Below are 21,241 nucleotides of genomic sequence, written 5' to 3' on the forward strand. Positions count from 1 at the left end.
CGTATATCGTTCGCATATACTGGATACAATACAAACAAATGTTCTTATCGGAGGCGAGGAGAATGCAAAAATATGTCGGGCAAGTCGTCGAATTGGTGTACTTGGATCGACGTGGAAAGATTACACAACGCAGGGTTGAGGTGCGGGAGGTTGCTGAAGAAATCGTCAAAGCTTACTGTTTAGTGCAGCGCGGACCGAGGATATTTCGTGTTGCAAACATCTTGGCCATTCAGCCTGTTAGGAAGGCGAGCAGCATATGACGATGACGACGCGCCCTAACTTACCGACGCGTGAAGAGGTTTACGCGATCAGGGATTCGATTCTGCTCCCGATGATGCTTACGATTTGTGAAAAAAACTTGCGTGAACTCGAGTTCGATCGGCAACCGATGACGCAACTATATATTGTAACAGTGAATGCGCTAATGAACCGTATCAATGCCGATCTGACTACAGTTAAAAAGCTACTGCGATCCGGCGGTATAAAGGTTGTTGAGGACGATAGAGTTGCTGAGGCGATGATTTATTATAGGTTTTTTTGCCGCGGCTACAATGACATTTTTGGGATGACCAGAGACGTCGTCAAAGCGGAGATCAGTGTAAGGATGGGTAAGTATATAGGGGGGTTACTACAAGGCGTGCGGGAGGGAGGATATGTTACCGGACACAGAGAGGAAGGTCATCACGATCCTATTTAACCTCTACGGCCAAACTTGGGCAGCTCCTAATCTTGCTCAGATCAGCCGCTATGCACAGCGGAGACAAGGGCACGTCAAGGCTGCAGTAAAAAGGCTGCAGGATGAGGGATACATCGAGGTTGCTGAAGGCAAGCTGCGGGTTATTCGCTTGTGGGAGCAACAGCCAAAGAAGGTGCCGCGATGGCAGCCGATTGATTTTTAGTGCCCGCCAACCGGTAGGGCACTATTCCCATGCATACAGGTCAATTACGCTCATTTGCAGCACTTCTTCAATGTCGGCCATCTGTATAATAAACTGCTCAATATCCTCCAACAAAAAGGGCATCGCAAATTCTTCGCCACGCATTTTATCAATCCGTTTCAAAACGGCTGGGAGATGAATGCCGAACTTGCCGGCTTGCTCCGGATGCAGAATCATTTCAGTTTGTGCGATCGATAGGCCCAATACTTCATCATGAAAATCCTCAGCACGCAGCCGTTTAAATGGGGCGGTCACAGGGATATAAACGTTCGTCTTGTCCCACTGGATATTTCCCCGGCCGAACCTTACGATCATCCAAATAGGCGCGAGCTCATCCTCGTGTTCGGTGTAAAAAACAAATATCTTGGCCATCTATACGTCGAATTCCACCTTTTTGACTTGTCCTTGGATCCGGACTTCTTTAATCGGCAGGGACTTAGGTCCGATGCTTCTGTTCGAGGCTTGCAGGATTACATTGTTGCCATCATAAAATACGCGCTTAAGCGTACCCTCATCGCCATTAACGAGCACGACACCGATCTTCCCGTTCTCGACATGGCTCTGCTTTTTGACCAACACCCGCATGCCTTCGCGGATCCCTTCCTCAACCATAGAGTCGCCTTTGACGATCAAGTAAAAATACTCCCCGTCTTTAACAGCATCCTTCGACATGTACTCATATCCGATAATCATTTCATTCGCCAGGGAGTCATAGCCGGCTCTGATTTCTCCGTAAATAGGAATCGGTACAAGCTCGACAGAGATCGGCTCCGAATTATAGGAGTCATTTTTTTGTGGCAGCTTGCCCATAATCGCATCCAAGCGGGCTTTGCTTTTATTTCTCATATCGACAATTTTGTTTGGTTCCACAATAGAATATTGCGATTCTTCCTCTTGAACCTTTAATGCCTCAGCAGCTTCTTCTGCAGGTGACTGTATCCAATCATAGAGGTTTATGTCAGTTTTGCCGATCAGATAATCAACAGTTGTATTAAGGATATCCGCTAGATCACTCGCTATTTCTGCAGTTAATCTGCGCTCCCCTTTTTCTATGTCGTAGTAATACTGTGGCGTAATATTCATCATCTGAGCCACTTTTATCCCGCTCAGTTTTCTTTCCTTCCGCAACTTTCTAATTCTGCTTTCATTAGCCTCACTCATATTCACACCTCATCATTAAGCATTTTGCTGAAAAAATCATAACATTTTTCGAATTCTAAAACAATCAGCATTTTGCTTATATTTTAAGGTAAAACAAGCAATATGCTTATTATGTCGAAAGAATGCTCAAATATACAGCAAAATGCTGATTTTTGTCGATTGCTGTTTGTAAGCAAAATGCTTATTATTTGGACATGGAGGTGACGAACACAATGAACTTTACGGGTGCAGTTGAAAAAGCGATGCATGAAGCTGGCATAAGCAAATCAGCATTGGCTAAAGGATCGCAGTACACTTACCAGCACATTAGCGATTTGTTAGCTGGTAAGCGCAGGTGGAACGAAGATTCAATAAACCGCGTTTCCGCCGCTCTCGGTCTTGAGATTGAGGTTAAGCGGAAGGATGAAGACCACGTGCAGAACATCGTCGCGGAGACGGGGGAGATAACGTGATGAAGCTTCATTTGCTGGACGAAATTCAAGGATTGATCATCGCCGGCGCTATCTTCTTCGTTTCGCACAGCGGCGGCAAGGATTCTCAAGCCATGTATGCGCTACTCCGACCAATTATCCCAACTCACCAGCTCGTCGTCGTGCATGCCGATCTTGGTGAAGTGGAATGGAGTGGTGTTCAGGACCATATTTGGGCGAACACAGACCACGCCGTCAACGTAGTCCGTGCGAAGAAGACACTGCTGGGAATGGTGGAGCAGCGCGGTATGTGGCCGTCGTCATCGTGCCGGCAATGCACTAGCGATCTGAAGCGCGGACCGATCATGAAGTTCATTCGGAATTATCTCAGTGATAGGGGACTGCGGGTTGGCGTCAACTGCACGGTTATTCGTGCAGAGGAGTCGAAAGCACGGTCCAAAAAGATACCTTTCCGATTCAATACTTCTGAGAGCTGTGGACATCGCGATGTGTGGGACTGGATGCCAATCTTCAACATGTCAACAGCCGATGTGTTCCAGGCAATCGCCGATGCCGGGCAAAATCCATTCTGGGCATACGAGCGCAACGAGATGTTGTCTTGCGTGTTTTGCATCATGGGAAGTGTGAATGATCTTCGGCACGGCGCTGAACGAAACCCAGAGCTCTATCGCAAATTCGTCGAGTTGGAGAAGAAGATCGGGCACACGATGTTCATGCGCGGGAAAACGCCTGTTCCGCTGGAAGAGCATATCGGGATCAAAGTCAATGAGGGGAGGTGAAATCTCACATGGAGCTTGTCAAACTTCTTGAGCAAGAAACAGGCCGCAGGTCCGGCGTGGTGTTCATGACCAGGATTATGAAAGGCAGCGATCTTCTAAAGGCGCTGGCCGATTGTAAAGAGCAGGAGTCGATCCGGCCGATGACGCAGCGGATTCTGGAGGAGAATGGGGAGCGGGTTACATGAAGGTTGTTGTCTCGCAGTACCTTACCCCTGAGCAGCGCAAATCGTTTTACAAACAAAAAAAGAGCCTCCGCATAAGAGAGGCAAATAAAAAAATATCCGCAATCATTCTAACATGCCGGTCGTTTCTCGGTAAATAAGCAATTTTGAAAGAGAGGGTTATAGATGAAGCCCAAATATAGCAAACCTGATTCTCGCGGCAAATTGTTTGTCGACTGCTCCGAATGCAAGCGCGGCGGCAAAGGCGACCAAACTTGCAGTAGCGGCTGGAAGATCAAGACCGGCAAGCGTGGCGGATGCTTTATCGGCGAGTTGCTTGATAAATACAAGGAAAGCGAGGGCAGCACATGCCAAAGCAAGTAAGATTCATCGAATCCGATCTGGTCAATTTCACATCGCACCGTCAACAATCCATTAAATTTGGCGACGTTACAAAGCTATCCGGCCGCAATGGGCAAGGCAAAACATCGATCGGCACCGCGCCGGTATGGGTGCTGTGGGGAACGGACATCTTCGGTAGCAAATTCAATCCGGCCCCCGTTAACTACAATTTCGACCGCGTGTTCGCATCATTGCTGCTTTCGGTTGACGGCGTGCCGCACAAATTTGCTAGAGAGATCGACGGCGGGACCAACCGCTTCTATATCAATGATGTGCCGGTCAAGGCTAAAGAATACGAGGCTGCGGTCGCTGGACTGTTCGACAAAGACGAGTTCCTGTCCTTATATAATCCATCGTACTTTTTCGGGCTCCACTGGACGAAGCAGCGCGAGCAGATTTTGAAATACGTGACGGCGCCGGCTAAATCGGAAGTTTTAAAGCACCTTCCTGATCTACAGGCGGACAGGCTGGGCGATCTGACCAAAAAGCATTCTCTCGACGATCTGGTAAAAATCCACGGCGGCACCGGCGGTCAGAAATCCAAGCTTGAAAAGCAGCACATCGCCGCACATAGCCGCACAAAGACGCTGCAAGAGCAGTTGGACAGGCTGCCGATAGTAAACACCGATATCGAAGCCGTGAAGGTCAAGGAAGCCGAGTTACGTGAGAAAATCAACGCCGCGGATAAAGTGGTCGTAGATACGGACAAAACTAACGCCGCTTATACCACTCTGCAAGCCCGCATAAATTCGCTGCAAGAGCAAATAAGCGCATCAGCCAAACGCTGGCCTGAGCTGCGGGACGAGCCTATCGAGGACACATGCCGGACCTGCAAGCAGGCTCTACAAGACGAAGCTGTTAAGGCTGTAACGGACGATAAAGAGCGCCGAAAGACCAGCTTCCAGGACAATCACAAGACGCTCGTATCTAATCGAAAAGATGCAGAAGCGGAGCTCGCTGCACTGGAATGGGTTGACGTTTCTGAGCAGCGGCAGAAGGTGCGGGAGCTCGAGGATCAGCTCGATAACATACTGGAAACAATCCGGACACATACCGAACGCGATCGGCTCGCAGGGGAAGTCGAGAAGGCCAAAACGGATGAAGTAGCGACGCTCGCCAGCTTGAAAGAGTCCATTTTCATTCTCGATGCGATCAAGGCTTACCGCGCGAAAGAGGCGGAATTGCAGGCCGAAAAGGTTCAATCGCTGTTCACAACTCTATCAATTCGCCTATTCAAATATGTTAAATCTAGCGACGATTACGAGCCGGATTTCTCCATCCAGATGGACGGCAAAGATTATGTTGTCCTGTCGGCCGGCGAGAAGATCGCCGCAGGCTTGGAACTTACGGAAGTGCTTTTCAAACAATCCGAGTTGATCGTCCCTTGCTTTATCGATGGGATCGAGAGCTACACCGGGCCGGTTGCCGTATATGACCAACTTATTACCGGACGAGCTGTGCCGGGGCAGGAATTGAAAATTGAAACGGAGGGCGAAGCATGAAGCCACAATCATACAAGGTAATCAAAACCGACGTCGGAAGTGGACTGTTCGAAGGTCAAACAATTACGCCATATTTCGAAGACTCGAATGAAATCATACTGCCGGGTTTAAGGGCTGACGTCCATCACCATATTCGTAAAGGTGGCGCGTACATCACCGAACACCTTGAGCCGATCGGGGGAAATAATCAATGAGCAATCAAGCACTTCAAACCATGAACACACAGTCGGTTGTTAGTAGTTTCTCGCAAACGGAGCTCGACACGTTGAAAGCGACAATCGCCCGTGGCACTACGAACGAGCAATTTGCCCTTTTCGTTCAAACATGCGCTCGTTCCGGACTAAATCCATTCCTTAATCAAATCCACTGTATCGTTTACAACAGCGAGAAGCACGGGCCGCAGATGTCCATTCAAATTGCAGTGGAGGGCATCGTCGCATTGGCAAAACGGCATCCGCAGTACAAAGGATTCGTCGCCGCCGAAATCCGGAAGAACGATCATTTCAAAGCAAAGATGCACTCGGGTGAAATCGAACACGAGCCGGATGTGATGAATCCAGGCGAAACTATCGGCGCTTATTGCGTCGCCTACAGGGATGATGCCCCGAACATGTTGGTAATTGTACGGCGCGATCAAGTCGAGCACCTGTTGAAAGGCCGAAATTCGCAGATGTGGAAGGATTACTTTGACGACATGATCGTGAAGCACGCGATTAAGCGGGCCTTTAAACGACAGTTTGGCATTGAGGTCGCAGAGGACGAGCAGATCGGGGCAGCGGATAACATTCCTGCTTACGAACCGCCAGCCCGCCGGGACATTACGGCCGAAGCAAATGCAGCAAGCGCCGCCGAACAGCTCCAGCCGCCACCGCCGAAGCCGGAGGACGAGGAAGCCAAGAAGATGGCTGATGCCCGTAAGCAGATGTCGGCAAAATTTAAACAACTCGGCATTACGGATACAGAAAAGATGTCCGAATACATCGCCGTAAACTGCAAGATGAAAGGCGACAAGCCGACTCTCGCGGAAATGCTCGGGCTGCTCAAGATCATGGATATGCACATCGAGGAGAAGAAAGCCGCGGCGGGCAATGACGACAACCTTCCCGACGATCCGTTAGCGTAAAGCAGTAACTAGGGCCGCTGTCCTGGCGGCTCTACAAATCAAATATTTCGGGAGTGATTAAGGTGGCAGTATTCAAAATTGAGGTTGAGTTAGATTGGATTTCGGAAGAAGGCGATCTTGATTCGATTATTAAAGCGGAAGTAATAAATGGTCTTCAAGCAAAATTCACCGAACGAATCGAGAAAAGCACGCATTCCATGCTCAATAAGAAACTGGAAGAAGTGGCCGGCAAGGTTACCGACGATTTTCTTAAAAAGATCATGTCCGATACGGTAAGCACCATGACGATACCGCACAAATCAAGCGAATGGGGTTCCGAAGTCCAAATGCTCACGCTTAGCGAGTTCGTCGGCATGCGCTACGACAGATATCTCAAGGAGAAAGTTTTTGATAAGGACGGTAATACACCGCGGTATTCGAGCGATGCGAAAATGTCGATTCACGAATTTTTCATCAACAAATTTCTTGAAAAAGAGCTGATCGGCAAGATGACTGCTTTGATTAAGAACGCTCGACAAGAAGCTGAGGAAACCGTCATCAAGACGCTCGAAAGCAATCTTAAGGCCCAGCTCTCCGCCGATCTTATCAACCGGTTGAATATCCCGAGCCTGCTTAAAAGCCTGCAAGAAAAAGCGGCCACGCTTGAGGCAGGCTCGTCAGAGTGAAACAGCTCGATATATTCGACGACTGGGGAGCCGAGCAATCGGAACCGGCTCCCCCGGTTGTCTCAGCAGCCCCAAAAGCCCCGGTGCTCAACGGCATGTATTATGAGCGTTCGACGGACAAATTCGTATCGTTCGTCCTGGGGCGGCGGCATTATGAGGTACCGGCCAAGACATGCGGATTTCTAAAAGCGTGGCAGGAGAAAACGAAACGGGAGCGTGCAATATGAAAGTCGACATCCTCGCATCCGGATCCGGAGGCAATTGCATCGCTATCCGGTCTGGGCAAACGGCGGTGCTAATTGATGCCGGCATAGCCAAAACAAAGATCGAAAAGCGGCTGCTCGAGGCAGGCATAAGGGCTGATGAAATCGAGGCAATATTCCTGACCCATGCCCACGGGGATCATGTGAAGGGTTTGCCTATAGCTAATAAGTATCGAATTCCGGTTTACGCTTCAGACGGCGAATGGAAGGGCATTTCCGGTGTACACGACGAGCTGCGCCGTACAGTAGCAACCCTATACGGCAAATATGAAATGATCGAGCTCGGCGGAATGCATCTTTATCCATTCCGCACCCATCACGACGCATATGAGCCGATCGGCTATTCGATCGAGGACGACGACGGAAACCGCTGCTGCGTGGTGTTTGATACCGGACATGTTGATCCGGAAATGCTCAAATTGATGGAAGGCAGCATTTACATTATTGAAGCCAATCATGATCCGGCTATGGTCGAAGTCAGCAATTATCCGGACGTAACGAAGGCCCGCATCCTCTCCGACATCGGACATTTGAGCAATGAGCAGACGGCGACAGCGCTTCTGCTGCTTGTACAAGGCCGCGGCGAGAAAATCTACTTGACGCACTTATCCAGCAATAACAATAACCCTACGCTTGCCCGGATGACCGTTGAGCGGGCGTTACGGCAAAAGGGATTCGAGAATGGCAAACATTATTTTTTGGAGGTTGTCTAAATGGACTTGGTCAGACTCAACAAAGATTTAAGAAACAAAAGCCGCGTTTATCAGAAAGGGCTGGTCTTCTTGGCTATTAAGACAGATCACGGCCAGTATATCGCATGTGATCGTAAATGCGGCTTTGCTGGTGAAGTGTTTCATGCAGAACATTGCGAAATTGTTCCTGAGTGGCAAGGGCTTGACCAGGAGCTTATCAAGCTGCGCGAGGAAGTGGCATCGTTAACTGAAGAACGGTCGCTGCTCCTGCAGCAGATTGAGCGGACGATTGACGAGCAAAAGCTTGTTGAGCTGCCTCGAGAAGTGGCTGAAATAATCGATGGTTTTCATAGAGATTGTGAGATTGGACGAATCAGCAAACACCAAGCGTATCTTCTGTTACTTAGTGTTAATGAAGAAAATGACCACCCCATCTGGAAATCAATACGTAAATTTGCGACAGAGCGCCCTTTCGATTATATGTCAGCCATCGTCAACGGCTATACCGTCGAGCAGCCGGCAGAAGTCAAATTGATCAATGGATTGCTGACAGTCATCGAAAAATGGTTCAGCATCCCCTCACATGAGATTAATCCAGGTGAAGACGAGCGAGAGCTTGCGGAGATGATAGCCAAATACGTCAAAGGCATTTATGCCGACCAAACAACTTAAAGCGGGTGGTGACAGTGGCAAGACCATCAAAGGGAACCGTCGACTACTTTCCGCACTTTATTAACGGCGGCAAAACGCTTTTCGTTCTAGAAAGCGACTTCGGCAATGACGGGTATGCGTTTTGGTTCAAGCTTCTTGAGGTTCTCGGCGGTACAGAAGGTATGATCTTCGATTGGAACCATTCTTCCGACCGCCGGTTCCTTCTCTCGAAAGCGCGGGTTGATGAAGAAAAGGCGCTCTGGATCATCGAAACGCTGGTTGATGTGGACGCGATCGATAAAGAGCTATGGGAGAAAAGCCGGCTTATCTGGTGTCAAAATCTCGTGGATAACGTGCGGGACGCATTCAAAAAGCGTATATCTGCATTGCCGCAAAAGCCAGAGCTCATAGTTTCTGACGACGGAAACCTACCTATTAATAACGTTTCTGGTGACGGAAACTCTCAAATCGAACTATTTCCGGTAGAAGAAACCGGGAAATCAAAGAGAAAGGAAAACAAAGATAAAACAAATACTTTATCACCTCAGTTTGAAGAGTTTTGGAATGTATATCCGAAACGCGCTTCCCGCGTTGATGCTGAAAAGGCATGGGCTGCACTAGAAAAGGCAAAAGCTCCAATTGACGAAATCATTCAAGCGGCTCGAGACTATGCCGAGGAATGTACGGGGAAGGAGAAGCAATTCATCAAATACCCGGCAACATTCCTTCGAAACGATCGGTGGAAGGACCATGTAAAGTCAGCACAAGACTGCGGGCAAGTGCAGGATATCGAGAGAGAAGAGGCGTTCCGAGAGTGGGTGGCGGCTGGCAATGACCCAACAGAATTCATTTACAACCCTTGATAGCAGCATATTGGCTGAGCAGTCCGTCCTCGGCGCTATCTTAAGAGAACCGGAACGTATTGACGACATTCGTTTCCTTGAGCACCGAGACTTCGCACAGGGCCGGCATGAATTACTCTGGAAGGTTTTCCTCTATCTCGACGAACAGGACAAGCCTATCGATATCCTAACGGTCAGTGAAATGTTCAGCCGGCGCGGGCGGCTCGAGGAAATCGGAGGCGTTAGCTATCTCTCACAGCTCGCCAGCTCCTGCCCTTCTACGTCGCCCGCGTCGGTCACACATTACGCGAAGATAGTCCGGAAGAATGGAAACCGTAAACGGCTCTACGGGCTGGCAGATGAGGTCAAAGAAGCAGCTGACGGCGATCATGCTACAGATGAGGAAATGTTTGCCGCTGTGGAAGAGCTTGTCGCCGATATTTGGCCGCAGGAGTCCGGCGAAATGAAAAGCATGGCTGAGATTCGGGAGAAGTATAAAAAGCATTTGAAGAGCAAGGCTGAGAAGCTTCTTACCGGGTTTCTACAATTCGACGAATGGGCGCAGCTTTGGCGCGGGTGGCTTTATATCCTAGCAGGTCGGCCCAGTGTAGGCAAGACAGCCAAGATGCTTCAGCTTGCGGAAGGCATAGCGACAAACAACCCCGACGGCGGTTGTGTGCTGATCTTCTCGCAAGAAATGGGCGACGTGAATCTTGAGGATAGAATGATTGCTAAAAAGTCGGGCGTGAACTATATCAGACTGACTCAGAAGAAAGAGAGCCTTACGGATACCGAACATGAGAAGATCGACAAAGCTCTCGACGAACTCGATAGGCTGCCGATTTACATTCAAGACAAAGCGGCCGTTACGATCGACGAGATTCGGGCCACGGTCCGGAGGTTTAAGAAGAAGCACGGCAAGGTGGCGGCGGTGTTCGTCGATTATCTACAGATAATGAACATTCCGCAGCGCAAGGGTGAGAACCGCGCTCAGGCGATCGGCAGAGTAACGTCTACGGCAAAGCAACTCGCTAGGCAATACAAATTCTGCTTTGTTATGTTGTCTCAAATGACCCGTGAGAGCGACAACGGGGAAGAGCCGAAGCTTTCCGACTTGAAAGAATCGGGCAGCATCGAACAAGACGCGGACGTAGTTGAGTTCCTATGGCACAAGAAGGGGGACATGGTGGACAACTGTAAGGTTGTTCGTTCCTACTTCGCAAAGGGCCGGGACGTCGGCGAGAACCGGTTCCGTTATAAATTCGAATGGTGGCTGCAGCGGTACATTGAGCTGCCGAAAGCATCAGGCGGTGAGGCGAGTGTCAAGAAGGATTCAAAATGACGAGCAGTACGATAAATCGGCCATGTGGCTGGTGCAGAAGGCAGGGGAGCTTTCCGATCCTCTTATGCCGGATGCTGAAAAGTCCGAGCTCATGAAGAAATACGATTTTGTGAGTGCGGAAATGCAACGGTATCGGCGCGGCGAGCTTGCGAAGGAATATCCCGGGCTGCGGAAGATTTATGCCGAACTGGGGTGGGTGTTTAACGATACGCCAGCGGAGCCACCGAAAGTAGAGCCCGCGCCAGAACCGAAGACGCAGGCAAAGAAGGTTAATCTATCAGATTTTTTAGGGGAGGAGTGAGCGGAATATGCGAAAAGCAAGTCTTTTTAGCGGTATTGCTGGCATTGACCTCGCTGCTCAATGGGTTGGCATGGAGACGGTGGCTTTCTGCGAGAAAGAGCCATTTTGTCAAAAAGTATTGAAAGCAAGATTCCCGGGTGTCCCAATAATAGACGACGTGTATGATTTTACAAGAAAGGAGCTGGAGCAGCGTGGAATCATCGGAACCGGTCGAGCAATTGACCTTATTTCCATCGGAGACCCTTGTCAGCCTAGCAGTCTTGCCGGGAAGCGAAAAGGCAAGGAAGATGACCGTCACCTCTGGCCGGAAGCTCGCCGCGTCCTGGAGGAAATCCGACCCCGCTGGGCTTTGCGTGAAAATGTTGCTGGAAACATCAGTATGGGGCTCGACGATGTGCTTGTTGAAATGGAAGAGCTCGGTTACTCCGCGTGGCCGATTGTTATTCCGGCTGCAGGCGTCAATGCCTCGCACAAACGGGAACGAGTCTTCGTTCTGGGCTACACCGAACACGATGGATCATATGGGACAGCGTTCGGAGGAAGCACTAATCAAGCAAGCAACAACCTCACGCAAAGGGAGAACGAAACCGGCCAATCTTCGGGAGCAGGTAGATCCGAAGACAATGAGACTTTGGGCGACGCCAAATGCTGCGGATGCGATCGGGAGTCACGGGGGCGGACAAAGCAAAAGCTTACGGACGGACATAGCGGAATGGAAGGCTCAATTATGGCCAACTCCAAAAGCAACATTACGAGGGGATTGCCCATCGGAAAGAGAACGGAGAACTCCGGATTTGCATTCAGCGGTACATCTATGGCCAACTCCACAAGCGAGGGACTACCGAAGCGGAGACGATCCGAAAGGGCCGCGAGCTCAGCGCAAACAACAACAGGGATGGAGTCAGAATCTAAACGATGCTGTGAAGCTATGGCCTACGCCACGAGCGAACGATGCGGAGAAACGTGGGGAAATCAACCCAGAGGAGCAGAGGAACGGTTTGCCTGCAGCTGTGAAACTGTGGCCAACTCCGAATGCTTCGGACAATCGGGACAGGGGGAATTTATCAATGCCGTGCATTCAAAGGAGAATAGATCAAGGGAAGCAAGTGGAACTATCGATGGTAGTTTCAGAGACATCTGGTCAATTGAATCCGTACTGGGTCGAAGTGCTGATGAACTTTCCACCTGGTTGGACAGAAGTGGAATGAATCCGATTGATATGCTCACGGAACTGATTTCTAATTATCCGCAGCCTGCTCCCCTCGGTATTCCGCAGTTTGAATGGGAGCCGCCACGGGTAGCAAACGGGGTGAAGAACCGAACTAAGCGTCTTAAGGCATTAGGTAATGCTGTTGATCCGCTTCAGGTGCTTCCGATTTTGTGGGCGATTAAGCAAATGGATCGGATGATGCAGAAATGAAAAACACCACTGAACTATATTGGATCGCAACAAATCGCAGCCTATCGCTCGAAGTTCGTTACGCCGCAGCCCGCCAGATGCAGGCTCAACGGAAGCCAGAACCACATAGGCGAGAATGGCGACCATACAGCCGTGATGCTGAAAAAATGATTTTAGGCACTCGCCGGACTGACATAGTAGCAAGGGCACTCGAGCGTAGTGAATGCGCCATAAAATCAAAAAGGTACCGACTGAGAAAGGAGCAATAACGCGATGAACGAAAAATGCAAATACCCCGGCTGCACGGAAGCCGCGAAAAAAACATGGGCTTTAGTTCCTCTTTGTCATGCTCATGAAAAGAACATACGTTCTGAAGCAGAGAAATATTATTGGGGTTTGTCATCAAAACCGGAGTATGTGCAGCGGCCACATTATACGAAGATAGCGTCGCAAATACCGTGGAGCAAATTATGCATGCAGCGAGGTGATTGGGCTTGAGATTCGCCAAGAAAAAGGAAGGCGAGGCCGGCAGTAAGTACAATGCCAAAAAAACAATCCTCAACCTTCTATCCGGTGAAATGAACAAGCTTACTGCTGCCCAGGTCAAGGACTTCAAAACCAAAGGATTCGACGAGAGTCGGTTCATTATCTTCGATTCTGAGCTCGAAGCCAAATATTACAGGGATAAGCTGCTACCGCTTGTTCGATCGGGACGGATTAGAGTCGAGCTTCAACCGAAATTTACACTTCTCGCAAAATTCGAAAAGGACGGTGTCAAGCATCAAGCAATTACCTATTCCCCTGACTTCGCGGTTTTGAGGGAAGGACGCAAGACGGTATATGTCGATGTTAAAGGTGCCGAAGATCAGAAATTCGGACTCAAGCGGAAGATGTTCGACGCTAGCTTTCCGGACTTCCCGCCGCTCGTCGTGATGAAATACTGTAAGAAATTCGGCGGCTGGATCATGATCGAGGAGTATACGGTCAAGAAGCGGCAGGAGAACAAAGAAAAAAAGGCTGCTAAGTAATCAGCCTAATCGTTTCGAATAATCAAATAAACAATGAGTCCGACGACTGGGAAAAACAACAATCCGACCAGAACAATAATTGCGTATTCGTTACTTCTACCCCTTCTGATGCTATCGCGATATCCCCAAACGCAAAGAGCGATATGAAGTACAAAGAAGAAAAATAGAAAGATAAGAACTCCAGTAAAGTGGATTATCATTCGGATCACCTCGATTTAATTTATATCTAATACGCTGGAATGATCTGGAAGGTTGCAATCAAATTTATTCTAAGGAGCGAACTAACCATGAAAACTCAAGTAAAAGCAGCATTTCAAGATTTTAACGCCGGAGCAAATAAAACGATTATCAAGCTCGAAGTGAAAAGCGAACTGACCGACGAACAGATCGTCGCACTTCATAAGCTGAAAAAGGGCAGCATCGTATTCGTGCAGATCGCCAGCGGGCAAGTGGATATCGATGATTACGACGATGAGGATGGCGAGGATTCGGAACGCCAGGGAGTCACTTATTCGACGTATAAATCTGGAATTGTCGACGCTCCTGGCAACCAAATGAGCATAGACGACTTGCCGCCGAAACAGGAAGGCGAACAGGCGGCGGATGCCGGTGAACGAGAAGAAGGAGATGCGGAAGCTGGGAAACAGGACGGCGAGCAAGTGTCCGAGCAGTCACAAGAAGACGAGCAGCAGCAGCCAACTGACAATGTAACTGATCTTGGACAAGCCCGTAAGCGTCGCGGACGGCAAAGCAAAGCCGAGCAAGAGGCCGCTAATGACGCGCAGCCAGACGATCAGGAAAAGCCAGCGGATGAAGGAGCCAGCGATCCGGCAGACGAGAATTACGACGATCTGCCGTACTAATCGATTCAAACGTCCCTGCGTTAGCGCGTGGGGGCAACCTCCAACAAGGAGAGTGATTGCATGCAACTGAGTTTCGAGCTGCCGGAGTTGGATCGAAAGAAGACGCAGGAAGCCGTAGAGGATGCGCTCGAGAAGTACCGAATATTCAAATTCATTGCGTATGAAGAGCGTGAGGCCACGATTACAGCGAGCTATGAACCGCGTGAAGGCGGGGCGTCCGGCAAGATAAGCGATCAAACCGCGCAGATAGCTATCCATAACGTCGACGCTCAGGGGGCAAGGCGGGCATACTGCGAACGCATCGAACGGGCTGTGAAGCGGCTGCATCCGAAAGAGCGGCTGCTGATCGAGGCGCGTTACATGACCGAGGATTACGATGGCGAATACGTGCGGGACTATAAGGTGTACAGCTTCGTGTTTAATCCTCCGATCAGTGAGGGGCATTACGTTAAAATTAGATGGAAGGCTTTTTATAAATTAGCGCTGTTCCTGAATATTGCTGTAGAGAAAGTGAGGGATGAGGTGACCAAGGAATGACAATTGCCTGTAAACCAGGACAATCAGCGGAGCATACCCTTATAATGGAGGGGATGCCTATGAGGAAGAAAGAAAAAAAGGAGATTACTGCGAATGTAATATTCGTTGATAATCAAGGGAATTCCTTGGGCACTGATCCAATGGAGGTTTTATCCAAATTAACAAAAAATCAATTAAACCGTAACTTAGCTATACTCCTCGAAGTAACTACTGGAGTAAGACATAAACCAGGTGAATAAGACGACGGCAACCTTACAAACGGGTTGCCGTCTTTCTTTGTAGTTGGTATTACTAAAAATACATTAAGTCAAAGGAAAGGCGGCATGCCGCAAATGGCGGGCGAGTTTACGCTTAAGAAATACGGAATCGATCCGCAAAAGGATTTGAAGCTGATCCAGAACATCGACTTTGCCAACATCCCGGCGGCGTTCGCTTCGGGAACGGGCGATTTCGTGCAGTTGTTCGAGCCGCAGGCATCCGTATTCGAGAAGGAAGGCAAGGGCCACGTTATCGCCTCGTTCGGTGTCGAGAGCGGCAAGCTGCCTTACACGGTGTTTATGGCCAAGAAAAGCTTTATCAACAAGAATGAAAACACCATTCAAAAATTTACGAACGCCGTGCACCGTGCGCAAAAATGGGTCCAATCGTCGACCGTAGACGAGGTTGCGCAAACGATCGCGCCTTACTTTAAAGATACCGATATGGAAATCGTCAAAATGGTCGTGAAGCGTTACAAGGATCAGCAATCGTTCGCGACCGACCCGATCGTCGATGAGAACGAATGGAATAACTTGCTCGATGTGATGTCGGCGGCGGGCGAGCTGAAGCAAAAAGTATCGCACGGCGCGCTGGTCGACAATAAGTTTGCCGAGAAAGCGATAAAGACGGTGAAGTAAAGCCAATAATACGCACATTTGTCGGGTGATATCCGGCTTATGCAGCCGCGGGGACGGGGAGGGACTCCTATGAACCATACAGTCGCATTGTATGACGTCACGCAAGTATACGTAACGGAGCGGGGGGCGTCGCTGGCGATCGAAAATATTACGTTCGCCGTGGAAGCCGGCGAATTCGTGACCCTCGTCGGCCCGAGCGGCTGCGGCAAAACGACGATACTGTCGCTCATCGCCGGACTGCTCCAGCCGACCGTCGGCAAGGTGGAAGTGAACGGCAGCGCCGTTGCAAAACCTTCGACGAAGGTCGGTTACATGCTGCAGCAGGATTATTTGTTTCCATGGCGTACGATTTGGCAAAACGTGCTTGTCGGCTTGGAATTAAACGGCGGCCTAACGAACGAAAAGCGCAAGTACGCCGAGCATTTGCTCGGCGAAATGGGGCTGCTCGAAACGCGCGACCGCTTGCCGGCGCAGCTGTCGGGAGGGATGCGGCAGCGGGTGGCGCTCGTGCGGACGCTCGTGACGGAGCCGGACATTTTGCTGCTTGACGAGCCGTTCTCCGCACTCGATTACCAAACGAAGCTGCAGCTCGAGGATCTTGTCGCCGAGACGCTGCGAGCGCACCGCAAAACGGCGCTGCTCGTTACGCACGACATCGCCGAAGCGATTGCGATGAGCGACCGCGTCATCGTGCTCGACCGCAATCCCGGCCGTATTCGCACGGAGCTTGCGGTGCCGGAGGAAATTCGCGCGCAAACGCCTTTCCGGTCCCGGGAGCAGCCGGGCTTTCACCCGCTTGTCGAACATATTTGGCGCGAGCTTGAAGCATCCGAGGACAGGGGGTGAACGTATGGAGAAGCCCGGCCGGATCCATTCGTTTAATGGCCTGACAGAGCGTATTTATCGGGATTATTTAATGAAAGGAGCCAGGACGAGAAGGCTCGTGCTTACGGCGCAATTGGCCATATTGGTTTTATTTCTCGGATTATGGGAAATTGCGGGGCGTTATAAGTGGATCGACGTGCTGCTGTTCAGTTATCCGAGCAAAATCCTCAACATGCTGTTCGAGAAGCTGGCTGACGGCTCGGTGCTGCCGCATATCGGGGTCACCGTAATGGAAACGGCGATCGGTTTCATCCTCGGCACCGTTTGCGGAACGGGACTTGCGGTGCTTATCTGGTGGTCGCCGTTCCTGCAAAAGGTGCTCGATCCGTATATCGTCGTGTTCAACAGCATGCCGAAGGTGGCGCTCGGCCCGCTGTTTATCGTCGGCTTGGGCCCGGGGATGATGTCGATAATCGGCATTACGCTGGCGATAACGGTCGTCATCACGACGCTTGTCGTCTATTCGAGCTTTAACGAGGTCGACGCCAACTACGTAAAGGTGGTTCGCGTTTTCGGCGGAAACCGGCGGGACGTGTTTCGCAAGGTTATATATCCCGCTTCGTTTCCCGCTATTATCTCCACGTTGAAGGTCAACGTCGGACTGTCTTGGATCGGCGTTATCGTCGGCGAGTTTCTCGTATCCAAGCAAGGGCTCGGATACTTAATCATATATGGCTTTCAAGTTTTCAACTTTACCCTTGTGATCATGAGTTTGTTTATCATCGCGATATTTGCGACCGCGATGTATCAAGCGGTCGCATATGCGGAGCAGAAGCTAACGCGCAAGTGAGGCATTCAAGAACGGCTTCGTTTAGCCGAGAAGTCTCAATACGAGTACGCCGACGACTGCAAGCGCCGCGCCGGCCGCCTCCATCCTGCTGAACGATTCGCGCAAGATAAGCCGGGCGTACAGCAAGATCAGCACGACGCTCATCGCCCCGATCGCCGAGACGAGTCCGGTTATCCCGTGCTTGAAGGCCGGCATAAGCAGCATCATGCCGGAAATATTCGTAATGCCGACGAACATGCCCCATAAGACCGTCTTGCGGAATGACCATTGCTTTAACGCCGAGATGTTTATCTCGGCTTTTTCCGTTTCGTCCGTTTCATCCCGGCCGCCGGTCGAAGCGGTTTCGTTCCAGGCGGATACGGCTGCCTCGGGAGCGGCGGAAGCGGGTTCGCCTGCAGCCGATCCTGCAACAGTCGGCGACGGGCTAAGGTCGGGTTGCTCCCCGCTCTTTGCGTCCGAGCGGCTTGCTGCGCTTGAGCTTTTGGACAAGCTGCGGAGCCAGGTTCCCATAAAAAGCAAGGTTCCCGTGCCGTACATCAGCGTCAGCGTAGGGAACGTCGCCGCATTCCATAAAGTCGATTGTTTCGAAGCCAAGTCGGTAATCGCGAAGCCGAGCATGGCAAAAATAGCCCATTGCACGCCGTTCAGATTGGACAAAGACAGCTCGTTCGAATACCGGATCATCAGTATGCCGGTCAGAATAACGACGAAGGCGATAATTTGCCCGAAATTCAGCGTCTCATGCCAGAGCACGTAAGCGCCTGCGATGACGACAACCGGCGGAAGGGCCGTAAAGATCGCGACGAGCGAAGCTTTTCCCACAGCGAATCCTTTATACATCGAAGCGTTCGAGCCGTAGGAGAACAATCCCATGACAAGACCGATCAACGTGCCGTCCGTCCATCGCTGCCCGGTAACGAGTGTTGTCGTTAGCGCGACGATCGTGCCGAATAAATAAACGCCGAACAGCATAAGGTTTCTGTCCAGCGGTTTTCGCGACGTCCATTGATACAAGATGCCCCTAAAGCCGAAGCAAACGGCTGCGGCGGCGGCATAAGCGAGCCACATGAAAGCGTTCCCCTTTTAAAAAATAGTGGTATTAAAGTAAAGGATAATCCTATTAAATATAAGTGCAGTCCGGAGGTTCGTCAATCATACCGAAATGTTTAGCTGGTCAACGGATTTCGGATTTAGTAAAATGTAACCGTTACACTTCGAATGAGGAGGCTGTTTTGGAATGACGACTGCGCAGGTGGGTTATTTCGGTCAATTTGGCGGAAGCTTCGTGCCGCCCGAGCTGCAAGAGGTTCTCGATTACCTTGCATCGCAATTTTACAAGTATAAGGACGATCCCGAGTTTATTGAAGAGTATAAATACTACTTAACCGAATTCGTCGGCCGGGAAAATCCGCTGACCCTGGCCAAGCATTTGTCGGACAAGCTGGGCGGGGCGAAAATTTATTTGAAGCGCGAGGACTTGAACCATACGGGCTCGCACAAGATCAACAACGTGCTCGGACAAATTTTGCTCGCCAAGCGGATGGGCGCAAAGCGCATCATCGCCGAAACGGGAGCCGGACAGCATGGGGTGGCTACGGCAACCGTATGCGCCATGTTCGATATGGAATGCATCATTTATATGGGAGCGGAAGATACTCGCCGTCAAGCGCTTAATGTGTTTCGTATGGAGCTGCTCGGCGCTAAAGTTATTCCAGTAGCCAAAGGACAAGGCAGGCTGAAGGACGCCGTAGACGAAGCGCTCGGCGATCTTGTTACCAATTACAAAACGACTTTCTATTTGCTCGGATCGGCAGTCGGTCCTCATCCGTTCCCGACAATGGTCAAGCACTTCCAATCGATCATCAGTGAAGAGTCGAAGCGGCAAATTCTTGCGAAAGAAGGCCGCTTGCCGGATGCGGTAATCGCATGCGCGGGCGGAGGCAGCAATGCGATCGGGTCGTTCGCCCATTACATCGACGAGCCGGGCGTGCGGCTGATCGGCGTCGAGCCTGACCAGGCGCCGACATTGACGGAAGGGGTGCCGGGAGAAATTCACGGGTTCAAATGCCTTGTTCTTCTGGATGAGAACGGGAATCCGAAGCCGACTTATTCGATTGCGGCAGGTCTCGACTATCCGGGTATCGGACCGGAGCACAGTTATTTGAAGGAAACCGGCCGTGCCGAGTACTATACCGTAACGAACGAAGAAGTGTTGGATGCGTTCCAAGTGCTTTCCAAAACGGAGGGGATCATTCCGGCTCTCGAGAGCGCTCATGCGGTAGCCCATGCGATTAAGCTGGCACCCGAGCTCGGCAAAGACGCCATCCTGATCGTTAACCTTTCCGGGCGCGGCGATAAAGACGTCGAGCAAGTATTCCATATGTTAAATAAATAATGCAACATGTAAGCCCCGCATTCCGGTGCGGGGTTTTTGGTTTCTTCCTGAATGCGGGACGGCTTATGGAACCCGCGAATTTCGGCAGCAATTGCGGACATACTTATCTTGAATGTAATCGAGCGGAGTGAGAATCATGGGTATTCGCATCCTCAAGACGGCGGTTGCGGCGACTCTCGCCATTTATTTGGCGCAGTGGCTCGATTTGGGCTCCCCTTTATCCGCGGGGCTGCTAGCCATTTTGGGAGTCGACGTTACGAAAAAGCGGAGCTTGAGAAGCGCAACGATCCGCCTCCTCGCTTCCTTGTTCGGGCTATTCGTAGGGTCGATCCTTTTTTATGTATGCGGATTTCAAATATGGGTCATGGCTTTGTTCGTCATGTCGGTTTACCCGATCCTCGCAAGGCTGAAGCTGAGCGACGGCATCGTTACCGGAACGGTGGTCATGATCCACCTGTTCGCAGCGCAATCGATCGAGGCGGCGATGATTTGGAATGAAGTGAAGCTGCTGTTCGTCGGGCTCGGCACGGCGACGATCATCAATTTGATCTACATGCCGAATCCGGAGAGCAGGCTGCAGGAGGCGCGCAAACGGATCGACGAGCTGTTTTCCGACATTTTTGGCGAAATCGCGATTCATTTGCGCGAGGGAGACAACCATATTTGGGACGGCAAAGAGCTGCTTGCAGCCGGAAACGCGATCAAGGAAGGGTTCGCTTTATCTGTAAACTCCGCCGAAAACAAACTGTTTTATGCAGAGGACGACTGGAGAGGATACTTCGACATGCGGCGGCAGCAGCTGGAATCGATCGATCGGATGCTGGATCTCGTATCGCAGGTGTACCGGTCTCTACCACACGGAGAAGCGGCCGCTCAATTATTCGACCAGCTGAAGGTGGACGTCAAGGAAACGTTTTATACGGGAAACGCGGAGAAGGAATTGGACAAGCTCGAGCGGTCATTCAAATCGATGGAGCTGCCGCGAACGCGCGAGGAGTTTGAAATGCGGTCGGCCATTTTGCAGCTTTGTCTGGAGTTAAAAAGCTACCTGGTGATCGCCAAAACGCTAAAAAAGCGTAAAGAAAACAATGAAAATACCCTTTGAATGCTTTGTCTGTCAGGAAATAAATAGGTAGAAAATAGCAATCAAACGTCCGAAGAGCGGTGCGGAAGCGCCGTTTTTTGGACGTCTTTG

Annotated in this window: 28 protein-coding genes and 1 pseudogene; 25 read left to right on the forward strand and 4 right to left on the reverse strand. The window is 50.6% G+C overall.

The genetic code is table 11. The features are described from left to right. Positions 1–256: 256 nt before the first annotated feature. Entirely contained in the window at positions 257–697 is a 441-nt protein-coding gene (locus DQG23_RS24255) for a YhjD family protein (protein ID WP_192894626.1), read from the forward strand. A 223-nt stretch (positions 698–920) separates the two neighbouring features. Here DQG23_RS24255 and DQG23_RS24265 read toward each other — a convergent pair whose 3' ends face one another. Then, positions 921–1,310, reverse strand: a complete 390-nt coding sequence (locus DQG23_RS24265; protein ID WP_113033479.1) for a hypothetical protein — start codon at positions 1,308–1,310, stop codon at positions 921–923. Beyond that, positions 1,311–2,099, reverse strand: coding sequence for a helix-turn-helix domain-containing protein (locus DQG23_RS24270; RefSeq protein WP_113033481.1), 789 nt, complete (start codon positions 2,097–2,099; stop codon positions 1,311–1,313). It lies immediately after the preceding gene. Between the two features lie 212 nt (positions 2,100–2,311). Here DQG23_RS24270 and DQG23_RS24275 point away from each other — a divergent pair, with 212 nt between their 5' ends. The 16 genes from DQG23_RS24275 to DQG23_RS24345 all read left to right on the forward strand — a co-directional run bounded on the left by DQG23_RS24275 (position 2,312) and on the right by DQG23_RS24345 (position 13,680). Continuing rightward, complete coding sequence (locus DQG23_RS24275; RefSeq protein WP_113033483.1) at positions 2,312–2,551, forward strand: helix-turn-helix domain-containing protein; 240 nt, start codon at positions 2,312–2,314, stop codon at positions 2,549–2,551. Beyond that, positions 2,551–3,309, forward strand: coding sequence for a phosphoadenosine phosphosulfate reductase domain-containing protein (locus DQG23_RS24280; RefSeq protein WP_113033487.1), 759 nt, complete (start codon positions 2,551–2,553; stop codon positions 3,307–3,309). The genes DQG23_RS24275 and DQG23_RS24280 overlap by 1 nt, the downstream gene beginning before the upstream one ends. A gap of 8 nt (positions 3,310–3,317) precedes the next feature. After that, positions 3,318–3,494 carry a hypothetical protein gene (locus tag DQG23_RS42250; RefSeq protein ID WP_158560670.1) on the forward strand — a complete coding sequence of 59 codons (177 nt, stop codon included), beginning with the start codon at positions 3,318–3,320 and terminating at the stop codon, positions 3,492–3,494. A gap of 162 nt (positions 3,495–3,656) precedes the next feature. After that, positions 3,657–3,854, forward strand: a complete 198-nt coding sequence (locus DQG23_RS24285; protein WP_113033489.1) for a hypothetical protein — start codon at positions 3,657–3,659, stop codon at positions 3,852–3,854. Further along, positions 3,839–5,374, forward strand: coding sequence for an AAA family ATPase (locus DQG23_RS24290; protein WP_113033491.1), 1,536 nt, complete (start codon positions 3,839–3,841; stop codon positions 5,372–5,374). Before DQG23_RS24285 ends, DQG23_RS24290 begins: the two co-directional genes overlap by 16 nt. Further along, complete coding sequence (locus DQG23_RS24295) at positions 5,371–5,568, forward strand: hypothetical protein (RefSeq protein ID WP_113033493.1); 198 nt, start codon at positions 5,371–5,373, stop codon at positions 5,566–5,568. Before DQG23_RS24290 ends, DQG23_RS24295 begins: the two co-directional genes overlap by 4 nt. Then, positions 5,565–6,497: a RecT family recombinase gene (locus DQG23_RS24300; RefSeq protein WP_113033495.1), complete on the forward strand. Its 933-nt coding sequence runs from the start codon at positions 5,565–5,567 to the stop codon at positions 6,495–6,497. Before DQG23_RS24295 ends, DQG23_RS24300 begins: the two co-directional genes overlap by 4 nt. A gap of 62 nt (positions 6,498–6,559) precedes the next feature. Next, on the forward strand, positions 6,560–7,162 hold the full coding sequence (locus DQG23_RS24305) for a hypothetical protein (RefSeq protein WP_113033497.1): 603 nt from the start codon (positions 6,560–6,562) through the stop codon (positions 7,160–7,162). Then, positions 7,159–7,389 (forward strand): hypothetical protein, encoded by a 231-nt coding sequence (locus DQG23_RS24310; RefSeq protein WP_113033499.1) that lies wholly within the window; start codon positions 7,159–7,161, stop codon positions 7,387–7,389. Before DQG23_RS24305 ends, DQG23_RS24310 begins: the two co-directional genes overlap by 4 nt. Beyond that, positions 7,386–8,138, forward strand: coding sequence for an MBL fold metallo-hydrolase (locus DQG23_RS24315; protein ID WP_113033501.1), 753 nt, complete (start codon positions 7,386–7,388; stop codon positions 8,136–8,138). Before DQG23_RS24310 ends, DQG23_RS24315 begins: the two co-directional genes overlap by 4 nt. Continuing rightward, positions 8,139–8,789, forward strand: coding sequence for a hypothetical protein (locus DQG23_RS24320; protein WP_113033503.1), 651 nt, complete (start codon positions 8,139–8,141; stop codon positions 8,787–8,789). A 14-nt stretch (positions 8,790–8,803) separates the two neighbouring features. Then, positions 8,804–9,631, forward strand: coding sequence for a Lin1244/Lin1753 domain-containing protein (locus DQG23_RS24325; protein WP_158560671.1), 828 nt, complete (start codon positions 8,804–8,806; stop codon positions 9,629–9,631). Further along, positions 9,600–10,952: a replicative DNA helicase gene (locus tag DQG23_RS24330; RefSeq protein WP_113033507.1), complete on the forward strand. Its 1,353-nt coding sequence runs from the start codon at positions 9,600–9,602 to the stop codon at positions 10,950–10,952. The genes DQG23_RS24325 and DQG23_RS24330 overlap by 32 nt, the downstream gene beginning before the upstream one ends. Then, positions 10,930–11,253 carry a hypothetical protein gene (locus DQG23_RS24335; RefSeq protein WP_113033509.1) on the forward strand — a complete coding sequence of 108 codons (324 nt, stop codon included), beginning with the start codon at positions 10,930–10,932 and terminating at the stop codon, positions 11,251–11,253. Before DQG23_RS24330 ends, DQG23_RS24335 begins: the two co-directional genes overlap by 23 nt. 7 nt (positions 11,254–11,260) lie before the next feature. Then, complete coding sequence (locus tag DQG23_RS43055) at positions 11,261–12,673, forward strand: DNA cytosine methyltransferase (RefSeq protein WP_238178012.1); 1,413 nt, start codon at positions 11,261–11,263, stop codon at positions 12,671–12,673. 473 nt (positions 12,674–13,146) lie between these two features. Next, complete coding sequence (locus DQG23_RS24345; RefSeq protein WP_113033511.1) at positions 13,147–13,680, forward strand: DUF1064 domain-containing protein; 534 nt, start codon at positions 13,147–13,149, stop codon at positions 13,678–13,680. A gap of 5 nt (positions 13,681–13,685) precedes the next feature. On the opposite strand, the gene DQG23_RS24350 is transcribed toward DQG23_RS24345, so the two are convergent. After that, positions 13,686–13,880, reverse strand: a complete 195-nt coding sequence (locus DQG23_RS24350; RefSeq protein WP_113033513.1) for a PLDc N-terminal domain-containing protein — start codon at positions 13,878–13,880, stop codon at positions 13,686–13,688. Between the two features lie 87 nt (positions 13,881–13,967). On the opposite strand from DQG23_RS24350, the gene DQG23_RS24355 reads away from it, so the two are divergent. The 6 genes and pseudogenes from DQG23_RS24355 to DQG23_RS24380 all read left to right on the forward strand — a co-directional run bounded on the left by DQG23_RS24355 (position 13,968) and on the right by DQG23_RS24380 (position 17,651). After that, entirely contained in the window at positions 13,968–14,543 is a 576-nt protein-coding gene (locus tag DQG23_RS24355; RefSeq protein ID WP_113033515.1) for a hypothetical protein, read from the forward strand. A gap of 60 nt (positions 14,544–14,603) precedes the next feature. Continuing rightward, positions 14,604–15,080, forward strand: coding sequence for an ArpU family phage packaging/lysis transcriptional regulator (locus DQG23_RS24360; RefSeq protein WP_113033516.1), 477 nt, complete (start codon positions 14,604–14,606; stop codon positions 15,078–15,080). Between the two features lie 59 nt (positions 15,081–15,139). Beyond that, positions 15,140–15,319 (forward strand): hypothetical protein, encoded by a 180-nt coding sequence (locus tag DQG23_RS24365; RefSeq protein ID WP_146762369.1) that lies wholly within the window; start codon positions 15,140–15,142, stop codon positions 15,317–15,319. 63 nt (positions 15,320–15,382) lie between these two features. Next, positions 15,383–15,976 (forward strand): annotated as a pseudogene (locus DQG23_RS24370) (ABC transporter substrate-binding protein); the annotation flags it as partial. 69 nt (positions 15,977–16,045) lie between these two features. Continuing rightward, entirely contained in the window at positions 16,046–16,822 is a 777-nt protein-coding gene (locus DQG23_RS24375; RefSeq protein ID WP_113033522.1) for an ABC transporter ATP-binding protein, read from the forward strand. Between the two features lie 4 nt (positions 16,823–16,826). Then, on the forward strand, positions 16,827–17,651 hold the full coding sequence (locus DQG23_RS24380; RefSeq protein ID WP_113033524.1) for an ABC transporter permease: 825 nt from the start codon (positions 16,827–16,829) through the stop codon (positions 17,649–17,651). A gap of 21 nt (positions 17,652–17,672) precedes the next feature. Here DQG23_RS24380 and DQG23_RS24385 read toward each other — a convergent pair whose 3' ends face one another. Next, positions 17,673–18,719, reverse strand: coding sequence for a DMT family transporter (locus DQG23_RS24385; RefSeq protein WP_113033526.1), 1,047 nt, complete (start codon positions 18,717–18,719; stop codon positions 17,673–17,675). 169 nt (positions 18,720–18,888) lie between these two features. Between DQG23_RS24385 and trpB the strand changes: the two genes are divergently transcribed. After that, on the forward strand, positions 18,889–20,046 hold the full coding sequence (gene trpB, locus DQG23_RS24390; RefSeq protein ID WP_113033528.1) for a tryptophan synthase subunit beta: 1,158 nt from the start codon (positions 18,889–18,891) through the stop codon (positions 20,044–20,046). Positions 20,047–20,182: 136 nt separating this feature from the next. Then, positions 20,183–21,151 carry an aromatic acid exporter family protein gene (locus DQG23_RS24395; RefSeq protein WP_113033530.1) on the forward strand — a complete coding sequence of 323 codons (969 nt, stop codon included), beginning with the start codon at positions 20,183–20,185 and terminating at the stop codon, positions 21,149–21,151. The last annotated feature ends 90 nt before the right edge of the window (positions 21,152–21,241 follow it).

Origin of the sequence: Paenibacillus contaminans, assembly GCF_003285015.1 — a bacterium.
Taxonomy (GTDB): Bacteria; Bacillota; Bacilli; order Paenibacillales; family NBRC-103111; genus Paenibacillus_V; species Paenibacillus_V contaminans.